The sequence below is a fragment of the Clostridium sp. AT4 genome, assembly GCF_001517625.2.
Taxonomy (GTDB): domain Bacteria; phylum Bacillota; class Clostridia; order Lachnospirales; family Lachnospiraceae; genus Enterocloster.
This window is the reverse complement of the sequence record NZ_LN999825.1, coordinates 1-25,306: the sequence shown is the minus strand read 5'-3', so window position 1 is coordinate 25,306 and position 25,306 is coordinate 1. Positions and strand designations below refer to the sequence as shown.

Below are 25,306 nucleotides of genomic sequence, written 5' to 3'. Positions count from 1 at the left end.
GAGGGAAATCAGATATGAAATTTGACAGAAGGCAGCTTATGGTTTACGCAGTGACAGACCGGGCCTGGACCGGGAAAATGAGCTTGTGCGAGCAGGTAGAGGCTGCGTTAAAGGGCGGAGCTACCATGGTGCAGATGAGGGAAAAGGGCCTGACGAATGATACGGTGCAGGATTATCTGGAGGAGGCTCGAAGCCTGCGGGCTCTCACGGAGCGGTACAAGGTCCCTCTGATCATTGATGATAATATAAAGCTGGCTCTTCTGTGCGGTGCTGACGGCGTCCATGTGGGACAGAATGACATGGATGCCGCACAGGCCAGAGCGCTCCTTGGGCCGGATAAGATTCTGGGCGTTACAGCGAAAACAGTGGAGCAGGCCCTGAAAGCTCAGGAGCAGGGAGCAGATTATCTGGGAAGTGGAGCCGTATTCGGCACCTCCACCAAAGCCGACGCCCTTCCTATGACTATGGAGCGGTTGGGAGAGATCTGCCGGTCCGTTTCCATCCCGGTTGTGGCAATCGGGGGGATCTGCCTGGAAAATATTGGAAAGCTTAAAGGCAGCGGGGCAGCCGGAGCGGCTGTAGTGTCCGGGATCTTTGGGGCAGAGGATATTGAAGGAACGGTCAGACAGATGAGAGAGATGGTTGGGGAGTGGGGGAGGCATTGCCCATAAGGACGAATATATAACCTTTGGAGCATCCACTTTGGAGTGGGTGCTTTCTTTATATCTTGATCATAAAGTGACTGGATATGGCTTTTAAGTATTTTTTACCTGAAAATAAAAATGAACCTATACCACCTCATTCCCCTCTATATAACAGGTGCACCCAAAAAGACAACAAAATGATTCAACAAGAAACAAGGAGGAACGGCCATGGATGAGCAGTGGGCCAAAAGCCTGGCATGCAGGGTTGCGGCGGGAGACCGGGAGGCATTTGACGAGTTGATGAGACATTTTTATCCGGGCCTTCTGCGGGCAGCGTATCTGATCGCAGGAAACAGGGCGGACAGTGAGGACATTGTTCAGGAGACATTTACTGCCTGCTGGATCAACCGGATGCGGATCCGGGATCCGGAGCATATAGGGAAATGGCTTTATCGAACCATGACCAGAGAAGCATGGCGGGTGGGAAGAAGGAATAGGAGAGAACAGCCTGTAGAGGAGGTGCCTTCTGAGGATACCTCCGGAAATGGATCTGTGCTGGATGATGTAGTAAATGCTTCCGGAAGGCAGGAACTGTTTGCAGCTATAGCAGCTCTTCCGGTCAAACAGCGTACTGTTTTAGTGTTGTATTATTATAATGGAATGTCCACACGGGAGATTGCAGCAGTGGCGGGCTGTTTGGAAGGAACTGTAAAATCCCGGCTGTTTACAGCCAGAAAGAATCTGAAGACAGAGCTTACAAAGGAGCGCGCCATGGGAAGGGAGGCACTTTTATGAAGCAGCTGACAGGCAGAGAAGATGAAAAAATGGATTCGTTTCTCCGGAATGCATTGAAGGAACAGGCAGAGACGCTGGCGATCGGGCCAGAGCAGACAGAACGGATGTGCAGAGGCGTTTATCAGAGAATAGAGGAGGAAGGTTCAATGAGAAAAACATGGAATATGAGGAAAACAGCTATTTTGGCAGCAGCAGTATGTTTGGTTGGAGCAATGACCGCAGTGGCGGCAGGGCAGGTAAAGACAGCTATATCCTCCTCCAGCCATGCAGAGGATTTCACGGAATACAGCCAGCTGGCAGAGAAGGAAGAGCAGCTGGGACTTAACACAAAGGCGCCGGAGGCATTTTCAAACGGATACCGCTTTGCATATGGTACTCCTGTTTACAGCAGGGGAGAGGATGAGCAGGGAAATGTGGTAAAGGAGCAGCAGGATCTGTCTCTGATGTATTCAAAGGAAAATATGGCGGATCTGAGCCTGAATATCGAACACGGCAATTTATTTGATGAATCCGATGCTCCCGATCAGACCGCCGTGCATGAGGGGATTACATTAAAGTACAGCCAGGATCATTACCGTATGGTTCCCCCGGATTATGAGCCAAGCGCAGAAGAGAAGGCCCAGGAGGCAGCCGGAGAGCTGGTTATTTCATACGGTACAGACCGGGTGATCGACCAGACAGCCCAGACGCTTACCTGGGAGGACAACGGACAGTTTTATACTCTTCTGGGCTTTGATGTGGAAATGACGCCGGAGGAATTTTACCAGATGGCAGGAGAGATCATAGACGCAGAATGATCTATGAAGCTTTGCAGGTCTCTACAAAAAGCCGGAACAGCCCCATGGCCGCCGGGTCATTCTGCCAGAGATATTCCGGATGCCACTGTACCCCAAGAAAAAAGGGGTAATCCGGCTTTTCTACAGCCTCGATGACTCCATCCGGAGCCCAGCCTACAGGTATAAGGCCCGGAGCAGCATCCTTAATGGCCTGATGATGCTGGCTGTTGACAGAAATACGCTCCAGGCCGCCGGAAGCCTTTGACAAAAGGCTTCCCTTTTTTATATCCACATGATGAGACGGCACGGTATAGTAAAAGGGCTGCTTGTGGGCCAGGGGAAAGGTCCGCTCCATCTGGCTTGGGATATCCTGGTAAATGGTTCCGCCAAGAGCCACATTTAAAAGCTGTATGCCCCGGCAGATACCTAAAATGGGCTTTTTCAGCTCCATGGCAGCTTTAAGGAGGCGGATTTCCATGGAATCTCTGACAGGAGATACATTCCCGCAGGCAGAATGTGTTTCATCCCCAAATAAAAAGGGATGAAGATCCGGGCCGCCAGAAAAGAGAAAGCCGTCACACATGGCGGCCAGCTGGCGCCAGTCCTCGTCGGTGCCCTCCAGAGGAAGAAGGATCGTCAGACCGCCGGCTGCCCGGATTGCTCTGGGGTAGGTGGGTCGGAGGCTGGTGTCGTCATTTTCTGTATTGTGTGAAGGTGTGATACCGATGATGGGTTTTACAGGTGTCATAAGAATCCTCCTTAACAAAAAAAGACCACTGCGCGTCTGCCTTTTGGCATATGCAGTGGTCTTTTATGTAGCTGAATTAAGCCTCGATAGCGCCTGTTGGGCAAGCAGCTGCACAAGTTCCGCAGTCGATGCAAGCGTCAGCGTCGATAACGTACTTGCCGTCTCCTTCAGAGATTGCATTTACTGGACATTCGCCAGCACAGGTTCCGCAGCTTACGCAAGCGTCAGTAATTACGTGTGCCATAATGAAAGTACCTCCTTTATTTAATGTATACATTGTTCTTATATTCTATACTAAAACTCTTAATTATTCAAGAGGAAAATGCTGCCGGAAAGGCAGGGGATTGTACAAATTTGAAAGCAATCCCCTATAGTCCCCGGCTTTCCCTCATTCCTTTCAGGATGATCTGGCGGGCTTTTGCAGCTGCCTCTTTTGAAAGAGGAGCAGTATGTTCAAGGGGATAGGGGATTCCCAGATTTTTGTATTTCACCTTTCCCATATCGTGATAGGGCAGTACGTCCAGAGCCTTAATATTGGAACGCATTCCCAGATATTGGCCAAGCCTTAGAAGATATTCCTCCTGGTCAGTGATTCCCGGAACCACTACATGGCGGATCCATACAGGGATTTTCTTTTCCTCAAGATAAGATTCAAAGGCCATCACCGGCTGCTGGGGCTGGCTGCAGAGCTTTTCATGTTCCGTCGGGTCAATGTGCTTGATATCTAAAAGCACCAGATCGGTTACAGCCATCAGGCGGTCAAACTGCTCCAGGACAGCCGGATTTTCCGGATGGAAGGTGATGCCGGAGGTGTCCAGACAGGTGTGGATGCCCCTTTTTTTTGCCTCTGTAAAAAGCTCTGTTACAAAGCGGATCTGCATCAGGGGTTCCCCGCCGCTGACTGTGATTCCGCCTTTGGTATAGAAATGCTTCATTTTATCATACTGGGCTAAAAGCTCCTCCACTGAGGTGAGAGTGCCGCCCTTTGGATCCCAGGTATCGGGATTATGGCAGTAAAGGCAGCGCATGGGACATCCGCTTAAAAATACTACCATGCGGATTCCCGGCCCGTCTACCGTACCGCAGCTTTCAATGGAATGTACCCGTCCTGACATAATGAAAACCTCCGTTTCTTAAAAGCCGCAGGCAGATGCCGGAATGCATCTGCCTGTTCGGTCATCATATGATTAAATAGCGTCGTGGAAGGTTCTGGAAATAACCTCGTCCTGCTGTGCCTTTGTGAGCTTGTTGAAGTTTACGGCATAGCCGGAAACGCGCACAGTGAGCTGAGGATATTTTTCAGGATGAGCCTGAGCGTCCAGAAGAGTCTCTTTGGAAAATACATTTACATTTAAGTGATGTCCTCCCTCAGCGGCATATCCGTCTAACAGGGATACCAGGTTGTCGATCTGTGCCTCGCTTGCTTTTACCATAGTGATTGTCCTCGCTTTCTTAAAAATAAAGTTGGTTAAATGCTGCTTAAGCTTCCTCGCTGTCTGCTTCCGTGTCCAGACCCTCAAAAAGGTTTCCGCCCACTTCACAGCCGGCGCAGCCGTTTAATTCTACTTCCAGGTCGCCCATGAAGACCTGATCGTCCTTTCCAAGTGCTCCCGGAATAATGGAGAATGTGTTGGAAATACCGTCCTGCGCATCACGGAATGGAAGCTTCGCTACAGATGCCAGGGAAGCAACTGCGCCGTGGCTGTCTCTGTGGTGCATAGGGTTGGCGCCTGGTGCAAAGGGCTGTCCGGCCTTTCTTCCGTCAGGAGTAGAGCCGGTATTCTTTCCATAAACTACATTGGAGGTAATGGTTAAAATGGAAGTGGTAGGGATACCGCCTCTGTAGGTGTGATTTCCCTTGATATAGCTCATAAAGGTGTGTACAAGGTCAGAAGCAATCTGATCCACCCGGTCATCATTATTTCCATATTTCGGGAAATCTCCCTCTACAATGTAATCGGTTACAATGCCCTTTTCGTTGCGGACGGTCTTTACCTTTGCATACTTGATGGCAGATAAGGAGTCAGCCACAACGGACAGGCCGGCAATACCGGTTGCAAACCAGCGTGTTACCTTCTTGTCATGAAGAGCCATCTGCAGGCGCTCATAGCAGTAGCGGTCATGGTTGTAGTGGATGATGTTTAAGGCATTTACATAAACGCCTGCCAGCCATTTCATCATATCCTTATATTTGTCCATTACCTCGTCATAATCCAGGTATTCGCTGGTAACGGGGCGGTACTTAGGTCCGATCTGCTTGCCGGAGATCTCGTCTACGCCGCCGTTGATGGCATAGAGCAGACACTTTGCCAGGTTGGCTCTTGCGCCGAAGAACTGCATTTCCTTGCCCACGCGCATACTGGAAACACAGCAGGCGATTGCGTAGTCATCGCCATGTGTTACGCGCATGAGGTCATCATTTTCGTACTGAATAGAAGAAGACTCAATGGAGGTTTTTGCGCAGAAGCGCTTAAATGCCTCAGGCAGCCTTGTGGACCACAGTACGGTCAGATTTGGCTCAGGCGCAGTACCCAGGTTCTTTAAGGTGTGCAGGTAGCGGAAGGACATCTTTGTTACCAGAGGACGTCCGTCCAGGCCGATGCCGCCGATGGACTCAGTTACCCAGGTAGGATCGCCGGAGAACAGTTCATTGTACTCAGGAGTACGAGCGAATTTCACCAGACGCAGCTTCATGATAAAGTGGTCTACAAACTCCTGGATTTCCTGCTCGGTGTACGTTCCTGCCTTTAAGTCGCGCTCGGCATAGATATCTAAGAAGGTTGAGGTGCGTCCCAGGGACATAGCTGCGCCGTTCTGCTCCTTTACGGCTGCCAGATAGCCGAAGTACAGCCACTGGATGGCTTCCTTTACATCCTTTGCAGGCTTTGAAATATCGAAGCCATAGATGCGTCCCAGCTCCTTTAATTCCTCAAGTGCACGGATCTGCTCGGAAAGCTCCTCCCGCTCACGGATTACATCAGAGTACATAATGGTTCTGGTAGAATCCTTTTCCTCTTTCTTCTCTTCGATCAGAGCATCTACACCGTAAAGCGCTACACGGCGGTAATCGCCGATAATGCGTCCACGTCCGTAGGCATCCGGAAGACCGGTGATGATGTGGCTGGAACGGCAGGCTCTCATCTCCGGGGTGTAGGCGTCAAATACGCCCGCATTGTGGGTTTTTCTGTGCTTTGTGAAAAACTCTACGATTTCAGGGTCTACCTCATAGCCGTTGTCCTGGCAGGCCTTTACTGCCATGCGGATACCGCCGTAAGGCTGCAGCGCCCGCTTAAAGGGTTTGTCTGTCTGGAAGCCCACAATGGTTTCTTTATCTTTATCCAGGTATCCGGGGCCATGAGACGTAATGGTGGAAATGATCTTGGTATCCATATCCAGTACGCCGCCGGCCTCACGCTCTTTGGCAGAGAGCTCCATTACCTGATTCCAGAGAGCCTCTGTATTTTTTGTAGGCCCTTCAAGGAAGGCGTCATCGCCGTCGTAGGGGGTGTAGTTTTTCTGGATGAAGTCGCGGACATTGATTTCATGCTGCCATACACCTGGTGTAAATGTGTTCCATTCTGTTCTCATGGACGTTTCCTCCTGTAAAATGTGATTTGGGGATACTTTTTGGGGTATCTCTTTGAATAAAGTTAGTCTACTATAATTTCATGAAAAAATCTGTTGCAAATGCAACAAATCAATAAAATTGTATACTGTATCCCAAAAAATACATAACTTTAGACAAACAATACTATACCAGAAAAATTGAAAAATGATACAGGAAAATACAGGGCTTGCCAAAAAAAACAAAATGTATTATGCTGATAAAAGCGAATAAAAATGCGCAGAATACTTTTAATATGAAAGTATTACAGATAATAAGGAGGAAAATACAGATGAAGATTGAAAAGACAATGCTCATCGGCGAGCTGATCCAGATGCATGAGCTGATCCCTCAGATGCTGATGGGCGCTGGCATGCACTGCTTAGGCTGCCCGGCTTCTCAGGCTGAGTCTCTGGAAGAGGCCTGCATGGTACATGGGATTGACTGCGATACCCTGGTATCTCAGATGAATGAGATTCTTGCTGATAAGTAAGACAGGTCTGCATATGCAGAGACAGGATAGGGCTGCTTTAAGATGCTTTTGGGGCATTTAAGGCAGTCTTATTTTTACGATAGGAGGTATTTGGAGAAATGGGGCGTTTTAAACCCTTTGCAGCCTGTGTGTTTCCGGCCGTATTTGCCTTTGCGCTCTCCGGGATCTATGCGATCGTAGACGGATTTTTCGTAGGACGCAGCATTGGAGATACGGGACTTTCGGCCATCAATATTGCATATCCGGTCACTGCCCTGATCCAGGCGGCGGGTACAGGGACCGGTATGGGAGGAGCGGTTATGTATTCCGTTCGTCTGGCAGAAAAGAGGGACAGTGAGGCGGAGAATTTTATGAAGGGCGTCTTTTTTTATCTTGCCCTTACAGGCATTCTGCTTACAGTCATTTTATTTCCCTTAACAGACCCTCTGCTGTCCCTTATGGGAGCAGATGGAGAGCTGATGAAGCCCGGACGGGAATATCTGTCCGTTATTGTTCTGGGTTCTGTTTTTCAGGTCTTTGGAACCGGCGTTGTACCGCTGATCCGCAATCAGGGAAAATCGGTACAGGCCATGTACTGTATGATCGGCGGTTTTGTGACTAATATTTTTTTAGATTATCTCTTTGTCTGGGTTTTACGGCTTGGAATGGCGGGAGCGGCCTGGGCCTCTGTGGCAGGACAGGCCGTCACCATGGCAGGCGGCCTTTTGTGTATGAGAGGGCAGAAAATCCCGGTGGGGATCCCGCGCCAGGCGCTTTCCGTTTTTTTCAGCATTTGGCGGATCGGGCTGGCTCCCTTTGGAATTACCATGTGCCCGATGATTTCGCTGCTCCTTATGAACCGGGCGTCCCTTCAGTACGGAGGTTCTGAAGGTGTGGCCTGCTATGCCTGTATTGCCTATGTGATCACAATTATGTATCTGATCCTTCAGGGGGTGGGGGATGGGAGTCAGCCTCTGATGAGCCGCTTTTACGGCGAGGATAATAAAAAAGAGGTCCGCATTACGCGGACCATGGCGTATGCAGCCGCCGCCGTCATGGGAGTGGCGCTGGCAGTGCTTTTGTATTGGTGCAGAAACGGGATCGGAGTTCTGTTTGGAGCATCCGAAACCGTATCTCTGGCAGTTGGAACGGATCTGTATATATTTCTGGCGGCGGTGCCGTTTCTGGCCTTTCTGCGAGTTACAACTGCTGGCTTTTACGCCACAGAACAGACCCGATTTTCCTATATGATCGTTTATGGAGAACCCATATTTTTAGCCCTTCTGCTTCCTGTGCTCCCGGCCTGGATGGGATTAAAGGGCGTCTGGTGGAGCCAGACCGGAGCCCAGATCCTTACGGCCCTTATGGGCTGGGGGCTTAAGCTCTGGTCAGACCGGGTGCATGGATACACTGCAGATGCGGTTTAATCCAGATCCTTTGGCATGATGATCTCCATTCCGCCGGACATTTCCTCTTCTTTCTATGGACCGCGGCTTATGGCTGATTGAGATAGTCTGTTACAAGGTCATTTGCTTCCCGTGTAATTTTCTCCTCATCCATTCCGGTGAGCTTTCCTTCTTTCACCACAACATTTCCATTTACAACCGTATAATCCACGTTGCTCTTTAAACCAACGGTGCAGAGCATGGAGGTTACGTCAAACTGAGCGCCCACCAGCTCCAGCCGGTTTAAGTCAACAAGGAAGAAGTCGGCAGCCATACCGGGAGCAATCCGTCCCAACTTTTCACGGCCTAAAAGGCTGGCGCTGCCTGCAGTTGCCATTTTTAAGATATCATATCCGCCGGGGGCCTGATTGCTGCTGTTTAAGCGGTGGAGAAGGTAGGCCACGCGCATTTCCTCCAGCAGGTTGGAGCCGTCATTGCTGGCGGAGCCGTCTACCGCAAGGCCTACGGGAACACCCAGTTCAAGCATCTGAGGAATCTTCGCAATGCCTGAGGACAGCTTCATGTTTGAAATCGGACAGTGGGCAACTCCGGTTTTGGTTCGGGCCAGATATTTAAGCTCTTCATCAGTAAAATGAATTCCGTGAGCATACCATACGTCATCCCCTGTCCAGCCCAGGCTTTCCATATATTCCAGAGGGCGCATATGAAAATGGCTTAAGGTGAAATTTTCCTCATCCTTCGTCTCTGCCAGATGGGTGTGGAGGCGTACCTTCAGCCTGCGGGCCAGCTTTGCAGATTCGCGCAGCAGCTCTCCGGATACGCTGAAGGGAGAACAGGGAGCCAGAGCTACCTGATGCATGGCATAAGGGTTCGGGTCGTGGAACTTCTTTACGGCCTCTTCGCAGTCGGAGAGGATTTCATCCACGGTCTGAACCACGCTGTCAGGAGGAAGCCCTCCATCCTTTACGCTTAAATCCATGCTTCCTCTGGTGGCGTGGAAACGGATGCCCAGGGCGTCGGCGGCTGCAAACTGGGCGTCCAGAATTCCCTTATTATGGCCCTTTGGGAATACATAGTGGTGATCCAGACAGGTAGTACAGCCATTTTTAAGCAGTTCGCCCATACCTGTAAGAGAGCTGTAGTATGCTACGTTCTCGTTTACATTTTTCCATATTTCGTATAAAGTTTTCAGCCATGGAAACAGCTCCATGTTCTGTACCTGAGGTAAATTTCGACTGAATGTCTGATATAAATGATGGTGTGTATTGATTAAACCGGGATACATCACCATATGGGATGCGTCGATCACATCATCCGCTGTCATGTCCTCCTGCCCGATCCGGACAATGATTCCATCCTGTACCAACACATTTACGCCATTCAGTACGCGGTCATCTGTATCACATGTTACAAGATGTTTTACATTTTTGATAAGCAGTGTTTTCATATCACTGACCTCCTTAAAATCATCTGTGCATCATTGACTATATGACTGGTATACTGCTGGCGGTAAAAGGGAAACCATAAACCCAGCTATGTTTTAGACAGCTATATAGATATGATCTTGTCAAAGAACGATGCTTATGCAGCGGACGCCGCATGTGTTACAATTATAACAATCAAAATCAGGAGATACAATGTCAATAAGTACAGAATAAAACTTAAAAAATTGGTGATATCTCACAAAAATTGGTAAGAAAAAGACAGCTCCCAACAGGAAGCTGCCTTTGAAGAATATGTGGAGTACAGGCTATATGCTATCCGATCAGCTGCAGCTTTTTAAGCGCATCCTCCCGGATGACGGTTTCATAATGTTCCTTAAAGTAGGCTTCACCTGCAGAATCTCCGGCCAGTTTTTTGCCATATTCTGCCAGTATGTTGCATATTCTTGAGAAACCGTGTTCATCTGAATCCCTGCGATCCAATACCAGATAATACTGGCGTGTTCCGGGCTTTTTATAAAGTGCATTGGCGACTGTGCAGATATCAGCGACAGCGGCTGCGGCTTCTGCTGCACGATCCAGATCCTCAAATAGAAAGATCCTCAGCGGTTTTCCGATCTGTTTTGTGGAAGCGGTTTCACTATCAGCAGGAACCTGAGGGCTGTCCGTCATATCAGCCATATGCTGGGAAAGAAGGCGTCCCAGATCACCGGCTCCCTCTAAAAATTCTCCGGCTGGGTCAGGCAGGATCTCTTCCTGTGTTTCTTCTGCAGCAGGAGAGAACCGGGCAAACCGTGTGTCAAGCTCTTCGGGATCCTCTATCTTAGTGATCACCAGCATAATGCTTTCAGAAGAAAGAGGAATGGCCTCTACCATCAGGGGAATATCCTCTGCTTCAAAACCTACTTCATTGGAAGCGCGCTGAATCATCTCGCGGAACAGCTTTTTTGCTTTTTCCGTACCGTAAGCCAGTTCGACAATATTGATATTACGGGCGCTCAAGTCAAAGCTGGTGAGCGTACACCGTATTTGATTTTCGTTGATTCGTTCTATCTTCATCGGATCACTTCCTGTTCTGTATATATTTAAAAATGGGTAAACTTCTACAACATAAATATACTACATAACAGGGGGAAATATCAACTGTTTTTCGGTGGTTATCCTCTCGACCATAGACAAGTTACAAAAAATAGAGTAACATTTCCACATGAGATGATATTGTAACGAAAGGAGGGGGAGACAGAGAAGGAGATACTGTTTGGTAAGTATGAATTGATCCAAAAAGCAGGCTCAGGACGTACAGGTACAGTCTGGAAGGCCCGCCATCTGGGGCTGAATGAGTACCGGGCGGTTAAATGTGTGCCCAAGTACAAGGTGGATCACGCTGCTTTCTGCGCGGAGGCCATGGTGCTGAAGAATCTCGATCATCCGGGGATTCCGCTGGTTTATGACTTGGAGGAGGATGCAGATTACTTTTATCTCATTGAAGAATATCTGGAAGGCTGTTCTCTATATGCCCTGATAAAAGATCAGGGTACACTTCAGGAAGATTTGGCAGTTCGGTATGGACTGCAGATCTGTTCTCTTGTTGAATATTTACATCATTCTTGCAATCAACCCATTTTACATTTAGATCTACAACCGAATAATCTGATCATCTGGAATGATACGGTGCGCCTCATTGACTTTGATCATGCGGCGGATCGGATCAGTGCCAATGCCGCCAGAGTACGATACGGCACAGAAGGCTGTGCAGCGCCTGAGCAATATACCTCAGACCATCCGTTAGATGAACGGACAGATATCTATGCCATTGGTGCGGTCCTTCGATTTATGGTAAAGGGAACCCTGAAGCCGGACGCTGAAAACGGACTCATGCTGCGGGAACCTTTGGAGGCGGTGATCAGAAAATGCATGGAACCGGATATGGAGCTGCGTTATCAGACTGCGGCGGAGACAGGAAAAGCTCTGGGACAGCTTTTGGCTGCAGAGCAGGCAAAGGGGTGTCTGAAAAGGGATCAGAGGAAAGCAGAAGAAAAGTCGATATCATCTCACAGGATCATCTTGACGGGGAACCGGCCCGGAGCAGGTGTGACCCATCTGGCCTTGGGGCTTTGCATTTATCTAAAAAGCCATGGAGTCCGCGTGCTGTATGAGGAAAGGAATCGTACAGGGGCTGTAAGGAATCTTGCAAAGGCTCTGGGGGGAGTTCGAAGCGGAAGGGACGGGATCCTGAATATGAAGGGGCTTGATATCATGCCCTGGTATGGTCCGGCGGCCTGTTTTGAGGAGCCGAAACGGGACTTTGATATTATACTAAAGGACTTTGGAACAGACTGGAGAAGCGCTGGAGAGGATTTAAAAAGAGAAGGCGGGGTCTGTCTTGGAATTGTCTGTCAGAGCCTGTGGGAGAGGGGATTGACAGACAGGATGGCAGAGGAGCTGATCGGACTGGAACCGGTGCTGCAGAAGCCATATCCCTTGATCCTGATAAAACGCGGGACAAAAAGGAGGGGAGAAAAGCCTGGGAGCCTGTATAGAAGGGCAGCTGTATTTGCCAGTCCATATTATGAAGATCCGTTTCATCCTGATTTGGTGGCGGCAGGTTTTTTTGAGGCTGTCTGGAAGGAAATTTCTCTTTTCCTGCCTGCCGGGAAAATGGAAGGGGGAAGGAGAAAATGCTGGGGAAAAAGTCGCCGGCAGTAAATACGCGCAGTCCAAGGATAACCGGTATCTGCGGGGCGGGAAGGTCTGTGGGAACCACTCATCTGGCAGTTTGGAGCGCTAATTATCTGGCAAGCTGCTGTCAGAAAAAGACAGCGGTGGTGGAGTGGAGTTCCCATAGTGATTTTGTCCACCTGTGTCTGGATGATAAAAATGGACAGACTGCCAGGGCTTTTCGGCTGTTGGAGGTAGATTATTACCCACAGGGAGAAAAGGAAGCTCTGGCATCCTGTATCCGATCCGGATATGAAGAGATACTGATCGATTTTGGCCCCGTGAGACAGGAAATACGCGCAGAATGGTTCCGGTGCCAGATACGGATTCTGACAGCGTCCCTGTCAGAATGGAAGCTTGAAGCATTTTTGGAATTTCTTGCAGAGGAAGAAGAACTGGGAAAAGGATGGAGTTGTATGGCTGCCTTTGGCAGTAAGGCCATAAGACATGAGATAGAAAAGCAGTTTCGGATTCCGATAGAGAAAATTCCGTTTTCAGAGGATGTATTTCAGGTAGATAAAACAGCCATGGCGTGGTTTGGAAAACGGTTTCCATGATTCGGCCTGTACAGAAGAAAACCGGTTTCCGCTGCAAAAGAGAATATCAGCAGTTGTTTTTTTCTTAAAGGGAGTATATGTCACGTTTTGCCTCCAGACTGTAAGAAAGGAATATCTGCAGGGAGGTTATATAATGTATGGTAAAGAATCTGGAGAAGTCAGGACACAGCAAATGAACTATCTGGATGGTCTCAGGCGATTCAGAGATAAGGGAGTTTCTGTTCTGGTAGATGGGATGGAATGTCTGGAAGAAGAATGGAGCCGCATTTTTGAAACGGGAGAGGACGGAGGTTTCTACATGGGGGATTTTATCTGCTCAGAACAGGGCAGCTTAAAGGAAATCCGTTTTGACCGAGTATACTTGACAGATTCCGGACAAACCAGAAGATAACAAAAGAGGCTGCAATAGCCTGTACATATTTAGATACCGACGGAAGCTGCTGCTGTATGGGACAAGAAGATACCGTCCCGGCCTGCAAGCAGGCAGCAGCTTACCGGCGGTATTTTTGCGTGCACATATTTTTTGCTCCTCTTTCCGGGGATTCTATGATAAAATAGAAACCAGATATACGGACGGGGCCTTTTGGGGCGCACAGACAGGATCGGAGGAAAAAATGAGGAGCAGAAGAAGAAAAAGACGCAGTTTCGGCCCGCTTCTTGCGGTGGTTTTTCTCCTTCTTCTGATTGCGGGAGCAGCGGCAGGCTTTGTGATCGGAAGACGGTATATGCCGGGAAAAGAGATGGCGGATAAGGCAGAGTTATTTCATATAAAGGGCAGTCAGGTGGCGATCCTTTTAAATAATGAGCTTCAGGAAGAAAAAGGAATTTATGAAGATGGACAGGTATATCTGCCCATAAGCTGGGTAAACGAATATGTGAATGAGCGGTTTTACTGGGATGAAACGGAAAAGCTGCTGGTATATGCGCTGCCGGAGGAAATTGTATACGCGGATGAGTCCGATATGGGAGAACAGGGGCCTCTTTTGAAGGTAAAAGAAGGGGAAGCATACCTGTCGTTGGGACTGATCATGAATTATTCAGATATCCGTCAACAATCCTTTGATACCAGCCAGATCAAACGTGTATTTATAGACACGGTATGGGGGACTGTAAAAACCGCTCAGGTCCGCAAAAAAAGTATCCTCAGGGTAAAGGGCGGAATCAAGAGCGACATCATTACAGAGCTTTCTGAAAAAAGTACGGTTCAAGTGCTGGAATCTATGGATAAATGGTCTAAAGTGAGAACGGAAGACGGTTATATCGGATATGTGCAGAACCGGCGTCTGGAAAAGGAACAGGAGATCACGCCTCAAGGTCGGTTTGAAGCGCCAGTTTATACAAGCATTTCCATGGATGAAAAGGTGCGTCTGGGATTCCATCAGGTTACCAGAAAGGAAGCAAACAGCACTCTTAAGGAATATGCACAGACGGCAGAGGGGATGAATGTGATTGTTCCCACCTGGTTTAATGTGATTGGAAATGACGGCACTTACACTTCTTTTGCCAGCAGGGATTATGTGGAACAGGCCCATGATATGGGGCTTAAGGTATGGGCTATGGTGGAAAATGTGAGCACTAAAGAGAGCGTGAAAGAGCTGGATACAAAGAAGCTTATGTCTGTGACCTCTAACCGCAGAAAACTCATTGAAAATCTGATGAAAGAGGCAGATACCTATGGGTTTGACGGTTTCAATCTGGACTTTGAAAGCCTGAAGGCAGAAGCCGGTCCCCATTATGTTCAGTTTATCCGGGAAATGTCTGTGGCCTGCAGAAAAAAAGGGCTGGTGCTTTCGGTGGATAACTATGTGCCATCAGCATATACCGCCTTTTATAACAGGAGAGAGCAGGGGATCGTAGCAGATTATGTGATCGTTATGGGGTATGATGAGCATTATGCCGGCGGCGAGGCAGGTCCCGTGGCATCCCTTCCCTATGTAGAAAAGGGCATTGCAGATACGCTGAAAGAAGTTCCGAAGGAAAAGGTGATCAACAGTGTTCCTTTTTATACAAGGATATGGACGGAAAAGGATGGAAAAACCACATCCAAGGCCTATGGGATCCGGGATGCAAAGAACTGGATTAAAGAAAACAATATAGAACTGGAATGGCTGGATGACCTGGGAGTATATTATGGGGAGAGCTCCAATGAAAACGGAGTACAGTCCGTCTGGATGGAGGAGGAGAAGTCGCTGGGGCTTAAGGTCGATCTGATCAATGAATATGATCTGGCGGGAGCAGCCTGCTGGAAGCTTGGCTTTGAGGATCGCTCCATCTGGGAAATCGTGTCTCAGGTAAAATAGAAACAGTCAATAGTTAAGGCTGTATGACGAGGGGGAAATGTTATGAAGGGAAAGAGATGGATCGCCGTGGCTCTTGTGTGTCTGGCTGGTGTGGGAATCGGGGGATGCAGTATATTTACAGGGGCGCAGGGAGATGTCAGGGAGGAAAGTGAAACTATGGGAGAGGATGGATTAGTGGTCCCGTCTGCTTCCTCACAGGAAACGGAGGAAAGCAGTCAGACAAAGCCCACAAAAACGGAGCCGGAATCCATTCCGCCTTTCCCGGATGCAGAACGGGAAACGAAAGCAGAACCGATGGAGGATGGAGAGAGAATTGTCCTGATGACAGATGTCCATTATCTGGCAAGATCTCTTACAGACCGGGGAAGCTCCTTTCAAAATGAAATTGAACATGGGGATGGAAAGCTGACTCATTATGTATGGGAAATCGTAGATGCGGCTTTTGATGAGATCGAGCTGCTTACGCCGGATGTGCTGATCGTGAGCGGGGATCTGACATTAAATGGAGAAGTAAAGAGCCATGAGGAATTTGCTGCTCTTTTGGATGAGGTAGAGCGCAGAGGCATCAGCGTACTTGTGATACCGGGAAATCATGATATCAACAGCCGATGGGCATCCTCCTATATTGGAAAAAACAGAGAGCCGGTCCAGACCATAGACGCAGGTGGATTTGCCAGTATCTATGCACAGTTTGGCTATAATGAGGCTTCAGAGCGCGATCCTTATTCCTTAAGCTACACCTATGATCTCAGCCCCTCCATGCGCCTTCTGATGCTGGATACCTGCCAGTATTCGCCGGTAAGCAAGATTGGCGGAATGATTGGGACAGAAACGTATGAATGGATTGACAGGCAGCTGGAAAAAGCCAGAGAGGACGGTGTGATCCTGCTTCCTGTAGGGCATCACAATCTTCTGGATCAAAGCCGCGTTTATACAGAAGATTGTACCATTGAGCACAGCGAAGAGCTGATTGAACGGCTTGAGGCGGAAAACATCCCTCTTTTTTTAAGCGGTCACCTTCATGTGCAGCATTTTATGCGTCATGAGGACGGAAGGGGAATTTATGAGATCGTTACCAGCTCCCTGACAACGCCGCCCTGCCAGTATGGGGTGCTGGAATACAGGGATGACGAATCATTTTCCTATTATACCAGACAGGTAGATATGGAAAAATGGGCCCGCAGACATCAGAGTACAGATGAAAATCTGATCAATTTCAATACATACAGTAAAACGGCTCTTAAAAATATCTTTTATAATCAGGCCTATGATGCGATGAAAAACTCCAGACAGGAGGAAAAGGGAGATCTGTTTGTAAAGCTTACAGAGGAGCAGAAGAAGGCCATGGCAGAGGTATATTCCAGGATGAGCACAGCCTGGTATGCCGGAAAAGGCTATGAGGCGGTAAAGGGGGCAGTAGAAGATCCTGGATTTAAAATGTGGCAGGAATTTTGCTATCCTGCTGTACTGTACGAATATCTGGAATATATGACAGCGGATTCTGTCAGGGATTATAATAAGCTGCAGTCAGAGTAAAGCAGTATCCCGCATCTGCGAATAGGTTTTTCTCTGGATGAATATACTGGATCAAAGGCATAAAAATAACTGCCCGGGCAGTTTGGAGCAAATGGTATGAAACATTGGACATGGCAGACCGTGATGGGGCTTTTGATGCTGGGTGCAGTGGCTCTCCTTTCCTGGAAGGCCGGAACCTTCGCAGCTTCTGGAACATTGGCCGTTTCAAGCGGCAAAGGAGGGGCAGGAAGCCTACGGCCGGCAGTCGTGATTGACGCCGGCCACGGAGGACGGGATCCCGGAAAAGTAGGGATAGAGGGTCAGCTGGAAAAAGATATCAATTTATCCATTGCTCTGCGGCTTAAGGAATACCTGGAAGCCTCAGATGTGGATGTGATCCTCACAAGAGAGGACGATAACGGACTGTACCCGGAAGGAGAACGAAACAAAAAAATGTCCGATATGAAAAAACGCTGTCAGATCATAGAAAAGGCGGCGCCGGATCTGGTAGTCAGCATTCATCAGAACAGCTACCATGAGGAATCCGTTTCCGGAGGTCAGGTATTTTATTACAAAAATTCACAAAAAGGAAAAACGCTGGCGGAAATTCTCCAAAAGCGTTTTAATTATGTTTTGGGAGAGAAGAACAGTCGGCAGGCCAAGGCAAATGGAAATTATTATCTCCTTCTCCATGTAAAACCGCCCATAGCCATTGTAGAGTGCGGTTTCCTCAGCAACCGGGCTGAGGCGGCCAAACTGCAGGATGAAGTGTATCAGGACCGAATGGCGTGGACGGTGCATATGGGAATTATGGAGTTTTTAAATAGAGAGGTTTTGCAGGATAAACAGACAAAAGGATAAGATAACAAGGGAGAAAATTTGAAATGGAACAGAAGAAAAAAGAAACACTGGGGACTGTAATGGCAGTCTGCGGAGGAATCTGCTGGGGATTTTCCGGCTGCTGCGGACAGTTTTTATTTGAGACAAGGGGAGCCAAAGCGCCATGGCTGGTGGCGCTGCGCCTGCTTTTTGCAGGGATTATTATGATCTTGATGGGATTTGCCCTTCATGGAAAACGAAATCTGGATGTATTAAAGAAAAAAGCGGATCTGCTTCGCCTGCTGATCTTTGCCTTCTGCGGCATCAGCCTGTGCCAGTTTACGTATTTTATGGCCATTGAGGCATCGAATGCGGGAACGGCTACGGTACTGCAGTATCTGTCCCCCATTCTGATCCTGTCTGCAGTCTGCATAAAGGAAAAACGCCGTCCGGTGGGACTGGAACTGGGAGCCATAGGTCTTTCCCTTCTGGGAACCTTTGTCCTTGGGACTCATGGCAATATACATACCTTCTATATTACGGGAAGCGCTCTTTTCTGGGGGCTTGCAGCCGCTGTCAGCGCGGTACTTTACAATATGCTTCCCGGAAGCCTGATCCTGCGTTATGACATATATCAGGTGTTGGGATTCGGAATGTTCTTCGGAGGTGTTCTCATGTGTCTGATTTTCCGCCCATGGGAATATGAGCTCATATGGGACGGAGGTACCTGGGGAGCATTAGTCAGCGTGATTGTAATAGGAACAGCCATTGCCTTTGGACTGTATCTTCAGGGCGTGTCCATGATCGGCCCCTTAAAGGGGAGCATCCTGGCAAGCGTAGAACCTTTATCTGCGGTAATCATCTCATTTTTCTGGCTGGGAACTCCTTTTGTAATGCCGGATTTCCTGGGATTTGGAATGATCTTAGGAGCAGTTTTGCTTTTGACGGCGGCGCAGGGGAGAAGATAAAAAACAGCGGAAACCTTTGAAAATAAAGGCTTCCGCTGAAATTAAAAAGAGCGCGAGACGGGATTCGAACTCTACCACCGTCAAAAAAGCTAATAAATACGAGGAGAAAAGCACACTGTCTGTCGTGTGTCTACAGGCTGTCTACAACTTTAAATTTTGGAAAAAAGCTGTCAAGGGGGCTGCGAAGCAGATACATCTTGCCCCTTTACTGCTTTTCATGTGCTTATACCTAAAAACCAAAATGGACTTAGGTTGGATTGAAGCATACGCTTACAATCCAGCCTTGTTTGCTTAGAACCACCACCCTGAGAACCACCAGAATTAGCATACACTACAGTCGGAGCTAAAAGAGAGAATACAAGTAATAACGATAAGCACGATCTAAATAGTGCATAAAGTTTCTTGTTTTTAAACCTAAACATATTTACCTCCTCTATTTCTTTGTAATAAAATAACAGCTACCTACACTCAGATAGCTGTTATCTTATTTGAGTTATTTAATTTATTTGATAAAGTTTGCAAATACGCATTCTTCATCATTAAAGTCGTTGAAATTCACAGATACTGCATATTTACCATTATTCATCCTATAGAAACCAACACCGCACTCTGTAACATCCTCTGTATTAGTTAATCCAGACCAGTGAGCGCTAGATGATTTATAAGACTTAATAGCATCCTCAGCTGAGTATACATTTTTTGTAATATACTCGTTACCATACCAATTCTTCTCAATATAGTCATTTTCATCAACACTATGCGTATAATTATCCTCAAGCTGCATAGCACGAATTTCTGCATAGTATTGAGCATCGTCAGTCAACTCCACAGGCTCATTGCCTTTCTTCTCTCTATATTCATTAAGGAGTTCTACAAACTCTTCTGCCATTTCTCTGTTCCAGCGAGAATCGTCGTCTACATCCACGTCAGATACAGACTCCTCATAATTGTCGCTACTTTCAGCAATAGTTACACCGCTACCATTGCTGCCTTCAGCATAACCGCCAATACTACCGTTGGAATTTACAACTTTAGTAACCGGCTGGCCAAATACAGTCCATGCACCATCTGCATTTACCATAAAGCCGTCTGGAGTTACAACATTACTTAATGTCCAACCATTCTGATCAAAGTAGTAACTTTCTGCAATACCATCATTGTTACCATCGATCCACTGCCAGCAATTTGCCGGATAAGACCCGTCATCATTCTGATACTGCCAGTGTCCAGCGTTTTCTCCTGTTCCAGCGTTCCACTGTCCTGCATAAGAAGCTACTGGATGTCCAAATGCTAAAGCTGCTGCTAAACCCATAAGTGCAAAAGTTTTCATATTTTTCATCATGATAAATCCCATCCTTTTATTTTAAAAGTATATCATCGCCCAAAAAGGAACTCAATAGATTACTATTTTTATAGTTTCTATTTTTTCATTATTTCCAATATACTATCTAAATCAAAATAGCCATTTCATTCACATTAATCATAGCACATTTTTACAATATACGCAACTGCGTACACGCTATTACGCTTAAATTGTTATCCTTTTGACATATTATATTAGGGAAAGAGGAACTATACTTTTATGTATGTCAAAGAAGCAACTGCCAAAAGAATTGAAATGCTTTGTAAAGAACGAGGAATTACATATAATGAATTGGCTAATCTGTGTGGTGTAACGCCTTCTACTATTTACAGCATATTTGATACAAAACGAAAAAATATTACACTTTCTACTGTCAAAAAAATATGTGATGGTTTTGAAATTACATTATCTGAATTTTTTTCGTCCTCTCTTTTTAATGAATTGGAGCAGGAAATAGAATAAATAAAAGGATACTTTCTCTCATGTTTTTTCAAAATTTATAAACTGTTAATATTAACTCATAATTCTCTTGAAAAAATATCTTCCAAATTTTGTTGACTTTTTTCAAGAAGTATGTTACAAAATAAATATAGTGTAAAGCGCACTATCAGGTGCATGGTTACTTTATGACCATGTAGGGTTTTCCTGTCTCAAGTAAGACAGGAAATAGTTCCTATATACAGGAATTATAAATTGTTTACCACTTCTATATCCTATTATAGGTCTATAGTGGTACGATTTTCCGAGCCCTGATAGTTGCGCTTTTTGTATGCCCTTTTTCCGCAAAATCAAGGTTAGGAAAAGGGCATTCACTATTTTTTGAGGAGGTTTTACCCATGGTAAAAGTAAGCTTAACTAAAGATCAGGTATTCCCAAAAGGCGGCTATTTAGCCGAAGTCAAGGAACGCCATACGATTAAGGACGGCACTTGGACTCCAGAGATTGAAGGCTGGAATTACATCGTCGCATCAAGAGCCGGCTTCGATAAGATCACCGTCAAAACTAATGACAAAGTACCAAAAATCACGCCTGAACAGCTGGAAGCTTCTGAAAAAGATATTTCCGTCACGTTTAAAGGCTTTGTTGGAAAAATTTACAATGTTAACGGAAAAGTCGGTATTTCCGCTACAGCTGAGGAGGTGATTCTCCAATGATAAGACGCTTGATAGAAAATATACAAGATGCATACCTTGCCAGTGATTGGAAAACTTTTGCAAAGTACTGTTTTATTCTTGTTCCGCCAATTATCGTTGTCATCATCGGGGCTGTATTACTCGTCAATTTTATTATGAAAAATTTTGATGCGTTCATGATTGCTACAGCAGCTATCATTGCCGTTGTTGGATTTTCCACACAAAGCAAGTCTGTCGCAAAAAAAGCTGAAACACCTGCCACTAAAAATGCAGGAAATAACATTCTCTTTTTTAATAAGATTTTATTGAGAAATATTTTTCTTATTTTTAAAGAAAATCATCGAGCATTCCACGTGATTCCGCCAACCACATTCGGAGATTTAAAGGATGATTTAGGCTCTCAATACGAGCCTTCGAAAGGCTGTAGCGTTTACCGTTTCAAGATTATGTCAGATGGTGCAGCTCTGGAAGAAAATCTGTTTTCTGAAATATTAACCTCCAAACTGGAGTCGAAGCTTGCTGACGGAAGTATGAACCTTGGACGTGCTACGGTCGAATATCACAACCGATTGTACCCCAGGATATTTGTGGACGAAGTAATATTGGTTTCAGGTGCATGGCATATTTCTCTTGTTATTGTAGATACGCCAGAAGCTGCTAACTACATTGATACAAAAGAAAATACCGCCTATATGTATCATAATGCACAACAGCTAAAGGTATTCGATGATGATTTTTAAAACTGAAATTCCCTTTTGTCTTGATGAAGAGTATTTTCAACTTGGTATCATGAAATACTTAAACTTTTCTGACTTTAGGGTTCAGGGACAAAGATGCCTTGTTTGTGGGCCTAGCGGAAGTGGTAAGACGGTGCTTACCGCTTCCCTTCTGGGGAAATTAAGTCTATATATACCTAATATTTGTATATACATTGTGGATTATAAGGGAATGGATTATACCTATTGTGAGGGAATGGCAAATTATTATGCTGTAGATCATGCTCTTACTGGATTTAATACATTCTTTGAATTGTTTGAAAACCGCTTGTACAAGAGAGTACCATCCAATCACTTCGTACTGCTTATGGTGGACGAATTTCCTTCGCTCTTAATGTCTCTTTCCAAGAAAGAACAGGAAGAAATCAAAGGTAAACTTGCCCGTATGCTAAATCTATCAAGAAGTTTTCGAATCCACCTTTGTTTTGCACTACAGCGTCCCTCCGCAGACGTTCTATTAGGACGGGAAAATTTTAACCATCGCTTTCTAATGGGTTCTATGGCTAATAACAAAGAGAGTGTTGCCATGATAGCCAATGAATACAAGGACATTATTGAACCTTGCCCTGTGGGTGTCGGTTATTATATATCGGATATTCAGATAAAGAAAATCCGTTCTGTACTTCCCAGAAATACCCCAAAACTACATAAAGTTATATGTGAAGCTGTAAACAGGAGGCCGTCAGGCGGTGCGGAGCAATAGCCTAGAGGCCTCTGGGAGTGCCCTGCTTGCAGGGTGCTCCTTTAACTCGATTAACAGGTGACATTATGCCATGATAAAAAGAAATAAAATTGAAATGCCAAAGCATATTGATAGTGAACGTCCTGTCTGTTTAAAGTCAATGGGAAATATTAAGCAAATAACTATTTCTGACAGACAAAATACAGGTGCCACTATCAAACCAATTTCAAAAAAAGAATATATGATTGTCTCCACTGGAGAAATAAAAAAAATTATCCATCATGCACATGACCGAACAGAAAACTTGCGAAATCTCGAAAAGACCATGCGAAATCTTCGGGATTTAATCAACACAAATGTAACCCCACAGAATATTAAACGGATACGTTTTATCACTTTAACATATCGCGAAAATATGCACGATACGAAACTGTTATATACAGATTTTCGTGATTTTAACAAACGATTACGGCGGTACATTAAAAATAGATACGATATGTCCTATGAATACATTGTTTGTGTAGAGGCTCAGGGAAGAGGTGCTTTCCATCTCCATATGATAGCAATTTTTCCCAAAATCCCTCCATTCATTGAAAACGAAACACTTGCAAAAATATGGGGGCATGGCTTTGTTAGTATTAAAGCATTGGATAGTAATATTGATAATATAGGTGCCTATCTGACTGCATATCTATCGGACTTGGATATTGAAAGTGGTATACCACTAACTCATGATTTACTGCAAGGTGAACTCCGGACAGTACAAACAGGACAAGGAGATAGCAAGCACATTATCAAAGGCAGCCGCTTAAAACTGTTACCGCCAGGATTAAATATCTACCGATGTAGCCGCGGAATCAAAAAACCCACCATAGAAAAGATAAGTTATGGAGACGCGATAGAAACGTTATCAAAAGCCAATTATCAAAAAGTACATGAATCCGCTGTTAAAATCGTTGATCCAGAGCGTGATTTTTCCAGTACCTACATAAGCCAAATTTACAAGCAACATATTAACCCTACTTGGTGTAATGGTTCAACAAAAAATACATAAACAATATATAAAATCAAACATATATAAACGAAAAATACAAACACAAAAAATAACTATATAATATAAAAATATATATCTATCTAAATATCTAAACTTCAAAAATTACCCAGAAAAATAATTCAGAAAAAATTTATGAATCATACACCACCGTTATGATACAGGTGGACTATGAAACATATGACAAATAAGGATTTTGTTATCTTGAAAGAAGCATTTGACTGCGGTATAATCAACGCAGACAGTGTGCTTGATATGCTTATGTCTACAAAAAGAGAACAAATCCGAAAAATACATACTTATGCTATCACACCGCCAGCAAAAGAGGGTGGACGGTGGCAAACCTGCTATAAAGGAACAGACGGAAAAAGAAAAAATATCAAAGCACAAACGGAAGAGGAACTGCTGGACAAGCTGATTCCGCTTTACTTCCAAAATTCGCACATTGACAAACTGACTTTTTACGAACTGTATGAGGAATGGCTGGAATACAAACAGACGGTAACAAACAGCCCTAACACCATTAAACGACATAAACAGCATTATAAAAAATATTTTGAACCATCCGCCCTGCATAATAAAAAAATCCGGCAGGTGAATGAGTTATTGCTGGAAACGGAGTGTAATCGCATTGTTAGGGAGTTTCATCTCCCACGCAAAGAATGGTGCAACATCAAAACAATCTTGAATGGTATGTTTGAATATGCTGTCAGAAAGAAGTATCTCACAGAGAACCCCATGGACAAAGTTCAAATCCTTGTCAAATTTAAACAGGTAGTCAGAAAGACGGGAAAAACAGAAACCTATAATTCAGATGAACTAAAGGACTTAAACCAGTATCTTGACCGTATGTATATAGAAACCAGCGATACTGCTTTTCTGGCTGTGAAATTAAATTTCCTGCTTGGTCTGCGTGTCGGTGAACTGGTAGCCCTTAAATGGGAAGATTACTGCAATAGCAACCATCTGCATATTGTTCGTGAGGAAGTCAGAAATCAGGTTACAAACCAATATGAGGTAGTGGAACACACAAAGACAAATCGTGACAGATTTGTTGTTCTGGTTCCAAAAGCAATCCATATCCTGCAAAAGGTGGAACATATCGGCGATTACATCTTTATGAGAGATGGTGAACGGCTTACATCAAGGCAGATTGCCTATGTTCTTGAAAAATACGCAGAACGTCAGGGAGTGGCTACAAAATCTACCCACAAAATGCGGAAAACCTTTGCCAGCAACCTAAATGCAAACGGCGTTCCTCTGGATTGTATTCGTGAATTGCTCGGACACAGCAACCTGAACACCACTCTAGGATATATCTACAATCCACTGACGGAACAGGAAACTTATGACCTCATATCTAAAGCTTTGTAAGCTGTCTACAACTGTCTACAGCCTGTAAGACATACAAAAACAGCGGAAACCTTTGAAACTAAAGGCTTCCGCTATAAAAAAATAGAGCGCGAGACGGGATTCGAACCCGCGGCCCCCACCTTGGCAAGGTGGTGCTCCACCACTGAGCCACTCGCGCATAAAA

Annotated in this window: 26 protein-coding genes and 1 tRNA gene; 18 read left to right on the top strand and 9 right to left on the bottom strand. The window is 45.7% G+C overall.

Annotated elements, in window-relative coordinates; translation table 11 throughout:
- Positions 1 to 14: 14 nt before the first annotated feature.
- From thiE to BN3656_RS01130, 3 genes are all read left to right on the top strand, one after another.
- A complete protein-coding gene (gene thiE, locus BN3656_RS01140; protein WP_066543209.1) occupies positions 15 to 671 on the top strand; it encodes a thiamine phosphate synthase in 657 nt (218 codons plus the stop codon).
- 201 nt (positions 672 to 872) lie between these two features.
- Entirely contained in the window at positions 873 to 1,439 is a 567-nt protein-coding gene (locus tag BN3656_RS01135) for a sigma-70 family RNA polymerase sigma factor (RefSeq protein ID WP_066543207.1), read from the top strand.
- Positions 1,436 to 2,236, top strand: a complete 801-nt coding sequence (locus tag BN3656_RS01130) for a hypothetical protein (protein ID WP_066543206.1) — start codon at positions 1,436 to 1,438, stop codon at positions 2,234 to 2,236. Before BN3656_RS01135 ends, BN3656_RS01130 begins: the two co-directional genes overlap by 4 nt.
- Before the next feature lies 1 nt (position 2,237).
- Here the strand turns inward: BN3656_RS01130 and BN3656_RS01125 are convergent, their stop codons facing one another.
- From BN3656_RS01125 to pflB, 5 genes are all read right to left on the bottom strand, one after another.
- Positions 2,238 to 2,963, bottom strand: coding sequence for a gamma-glutamyl-gamma-aminobutyrate hydrolase family protein (locus tag BN3656_RS01125; protein WP_066543205.1), 726 nt, complete (start codon positions 2,961 to 2,963; stop codon positions 2,238 to 2,240).
- 76 nt (positions 2,964 to 3,039) lie between these two features.
- Positions 3,040 to 3,207, bottom strand: a complete 168-nt coding sequence (locus BN3656_RS01120) for a 4Fe-4S binding protein (RefSeq protein WP_066543204.1) — start codon at positions 3,205 to 3,207, stop codon at positions 3,040 to 3,042.
- A 124-nt stretch (positions 3,208 to 3,331) separates the two neighbouring features.
- Complete coding sequence (gene pflA, locus BN3656_RS01115) at positions 3,332 to 4,078, bottom strand: pyruvate formate-lyase-activating protein (protein WP_066543201.1); 747 nt, start codon at positions 4,076 to 4,078, stop codon at positions 3,332 to 3,334.
- A 72-nt stretch (positions 4,079 to 4,150) separates the two neighbouring features.
- Entirely contained in the window at positions 4,151 to 4,396 is a 246-nt protein-coding gene (gene grcA3, locus BN3656_RS01110) for an autonomous glycyl radical cofactor GrcA3 (protein ID WP_066543199.1), read from the bottom strand.
- 46 nt (positions 4,397 to 4,442) lie between these two features.
- Positions 4,443 to 6,551, bottom strand: coding sequence for a formate C-acetyltransferase (gene pflB / locus BN3656_RS01105; RefSeq protein WP_066543194.1), 2,109 nt, complete (start codon positions 6,549 to 6,551; stop codon positions 4,443 to 4,445).
- Positions 6,552 to 6,859: 308 nt separating this feature from the next.
- On the opposite strand from pflB, the gene BN3656_RS01100 reads away from it, so the two are divergent.
- Both BN3656_RS01100 and BN3656_RS01095 read left to right on the top strand, forming a co-directional pair.
- Positions 6,860 to 7,060, top strand: coding sequence for a DUF1858 domain-containing protein (locus BN3656_RS01100; protein WP_066543193.1), 201 nt, complete (start codon positions 6,860 to 6,862; stop codon positions 7,058 to 7,060).
- A gap of 98 nt (positions 7,061 to 7,158) precedes the next feature.
- Positions 7,159 to 8,466, top strand: coding sequence for an MATE family efflux transporter (locus BN3656_RS01095; RefSeq protein WP_066543192.1), 1,308 nt, complete (start codon positions 7,159 to 7,161; stop codon positions 8,464 to 8,466).
- A 67-nt stretch (positions 8,467 to 8,533) separates the two neighbouring features.
- Here the strand turns inward: BN3656_RS01095 and BN3656_RS01090 are convergent, their stop codons facing one another.
- Complete coding sequence (locus BN3656_RS01090; protein ID WP_066543191.1) at positions 8,534 to 9,892, bottom strand: 8-oxoguanine deaminase; 1,359 nt, start codon at positions 9,890 to 9,892, stop codon at positions 8,534 to 8,536.
- A gap of 310 nt (positions 9,893 to 10,202) precedes the next feature.
- Complete coding sequence (locus tag BN3656_RS01085) at positions 10,203 to 10,946, bottom strand: adaptor protein MecA (RefSeq protein WP_066543189.1); 744 nt, start codon at positions 10,944 to 10,946, stop codon at positions 10,203 to 10,205.
- A 213-nt stretch (positions 10,947 to 11,159) separates the two neighbouring features.
- On the opposite strand from BN3656_RS01085, the gene BN3656_RS01080 reads away from it, so the two are divergent.
- From BN3656_RS01080 to BN3656_RS01050, 7 genes are all read left to right on the top strand, one after another.
- The gene (locus BN3656_RS01080; RefSeq protein ID WP_066543187.1) at positions 11,160 to 12,593 is read left to right on the top strand and encodes a serine/threonine-protein kinase; all 1,434 of its coding nucleotides are present in this window, start codon (positions 11,160 to 11,162) and stop codon (positions 12,591 to 12,593) included.
- A complete protein-coding gene (locus tag BN3656_RS01075) occupies positions 12,566 to 13,162 on the top strand; it encodes a hypothetical protein (RefSeq protein ID WP_242962915.1) in 597 nt (198 codons plus the stop codon). The genes BN3656_RS01080 and BN3656_RS01075 overlap by 28 nt, the downstream gene beginning before the upstream one ends.
- Before the next feature lie 133 nt (positions 13,163 to 13,295).
- Positions 13,296 to 13,553 carry a hypothetical protein gene (locus BN3656_RS01070; protein ID WP_096807380.1) on the top strand — a complete coding sequence of 86 codons (258 nt, stop codon included), beginning with the start codon at positions 13,296 to 13,298 and terminating at the stop codon, positions 13,551 to 13,553.
- Between the two features lie 223 nt (positions 13,554 to 13,776).
- Positions 13,777 to 15,462: a glycosyl hydrolase family 18 protein gene (locus tag BN3656_RS01065; protein WP_066543185.1), complete on the top strand. Its 1,686-nt coding sequence runs from the start codon at positions 13,777 to 13,779 to the stop codon at positions 15,460 to 15,462.
- 42 nt (positions 15,463 to 15,504) lie between these two features.
- On the top strand, positions 15,505 to 16,998 hold the full coding sequence (locus BN3656_RS01060) for a metallophosphoesterase (protein WP_066543183.1): 1,494 nt from the start codon (positions 15,505 to 15,507) through the stop codon (positions 16,996 to 16,998).
- Positions 16,999 to 17,094: 96 nt separating this feature from the next.
- The gene (locus BN3656_RS01055) at positions 17,095 to 17,838 is read left to right on the top strand and encodes an N-acetylmuramoyl-L-alanine amidase (RefSeq protein ID WP_066543181.1); all 744 of its coding nucleotides are present in this window, start codon (positions 17,095 to 17,097) and stop codon (positions 17,836 to 17,838) included.
- Positions 17,839 to 17,861: 23 nt separating this feature from the next.
- Positions 17,862 to 18,764, top strand: coding sequence for an EamA family transporter (locus BN3656_RS01050; RefSeq protein ID WP_242962914.1), 903 nt, complete (start codon positions 17,862 to 17,864; stop codon positions 18,762 to 18,764).
- Between the two features lie 502 nt (positions 18,765 to 19,266).
- Here the strand turns inward: BN3656_RS01050 and BN3656_RS01040 are convergent.
- Positions 19,267 to 20,106, bottom strand: a complete 840-nt coding sequence (locus BN3656_RS01040; RefSeq protein ID WP_066542943.1) for a CAP domain-containing protein — start codon at positions 20,104 to 20,106, stop codon at positions 19,267 to 19,269.
- A gap of 240 nt (positions 20,107 to 20,346) precedes the next feature.
- Here BN3656_RS01040 and BN3656_RS01035 point away from each other — a divergent pair, with 240 nt between their 5' ends.
- From BN3656_RS01035 to BN3656_RS01010, 6 genes are all read left to right on the top strand, one after another.
- Complete coding sequence (locus tag BN3656_RS01035) at positions 20,347 to 20,589, top strand: helix-turn-helix transcriptional regulator (RefSeq protein WP_066542946.1); 243 nt, start codon at positions 20,347 to 20,349, stop codon at positions 20,587 to 20,589.
- 374 nt (positions 20,590 to 20,963) lie between these two features.
- On the top strand, positions 20,964 to 21,281 hold the full coding sequence (locus BN3656_RS01030; RefSeq protein ID WP_066542949.1) for a hypothetical protein: 318 nt from the start codon (positions 20,964 to 20,966) through the stop codon (positions 21,279 to 21,281).
- The gene (locus BN3656_RS01025; protein ID WP_066542951.1) at positions 21,278 to 22,000 is read left to right on the top strand and encodes a hypothetical protein; all 723 of its coding nucleotides are present in this window, start codon (positions 21,278 to 21,280) and stop codon (positions 21,998 to 22,000) included. Before BN3656_RS01030 ends, BN3656_RS01025 begins: the two co-directional genes overlap by 4 nt.
- Positions 21,987 to 22,739, top strand: coding sequence for an AAA family ATPase (locus tag BN3656_RS01020; protein ID WP_143331319.1), 753 nt, complete (start codon positions 21,987 to 21,989; stop codon positions 22,737 to 22,739). The genes BN3656_RS01025 and BN3656_RS01020 overlap by 14 nt, the downstream gene beginning before the upstream one ends.
- Positions 22,740 to 22,809: 70 nt before the next feature.
- Complete coding sequence (locus BN3656_RS01015; RefSeq protein WP_066543177.1) at positions 22,810 to 23,772, top strand: hypothetical protein; 963 nt, start codon at positions 22,810 to 22,812, stop codon at positions 23,770 to 23,772.
- Positions 23,773 to 23,949: 177 nt separating this feature from the next.
- A complete protein-coding gene (locus BN3656_RS01010; RefSeq protein WP_207653706.1) occupies positions 23,950 to 25,143 on the top strand; it encodes a tyrosine-type recombinase/integrase in 1,194 nt (397 codons plus the stop codon).
- An 85-nt stretch (positions 25,144 to 25,228) separates the two neighbouring features.
- Here the strand turns inward: BN3656_RS01010 and BN3656_RS01005 are convergent.
- Positions 25,229 to 25,300, bottom strand: a tRNA-Gly gene (locus tag BN3656_RS01005).
- Positions 25,301 to 25,306: the final 6 nt, after the last annotated feature.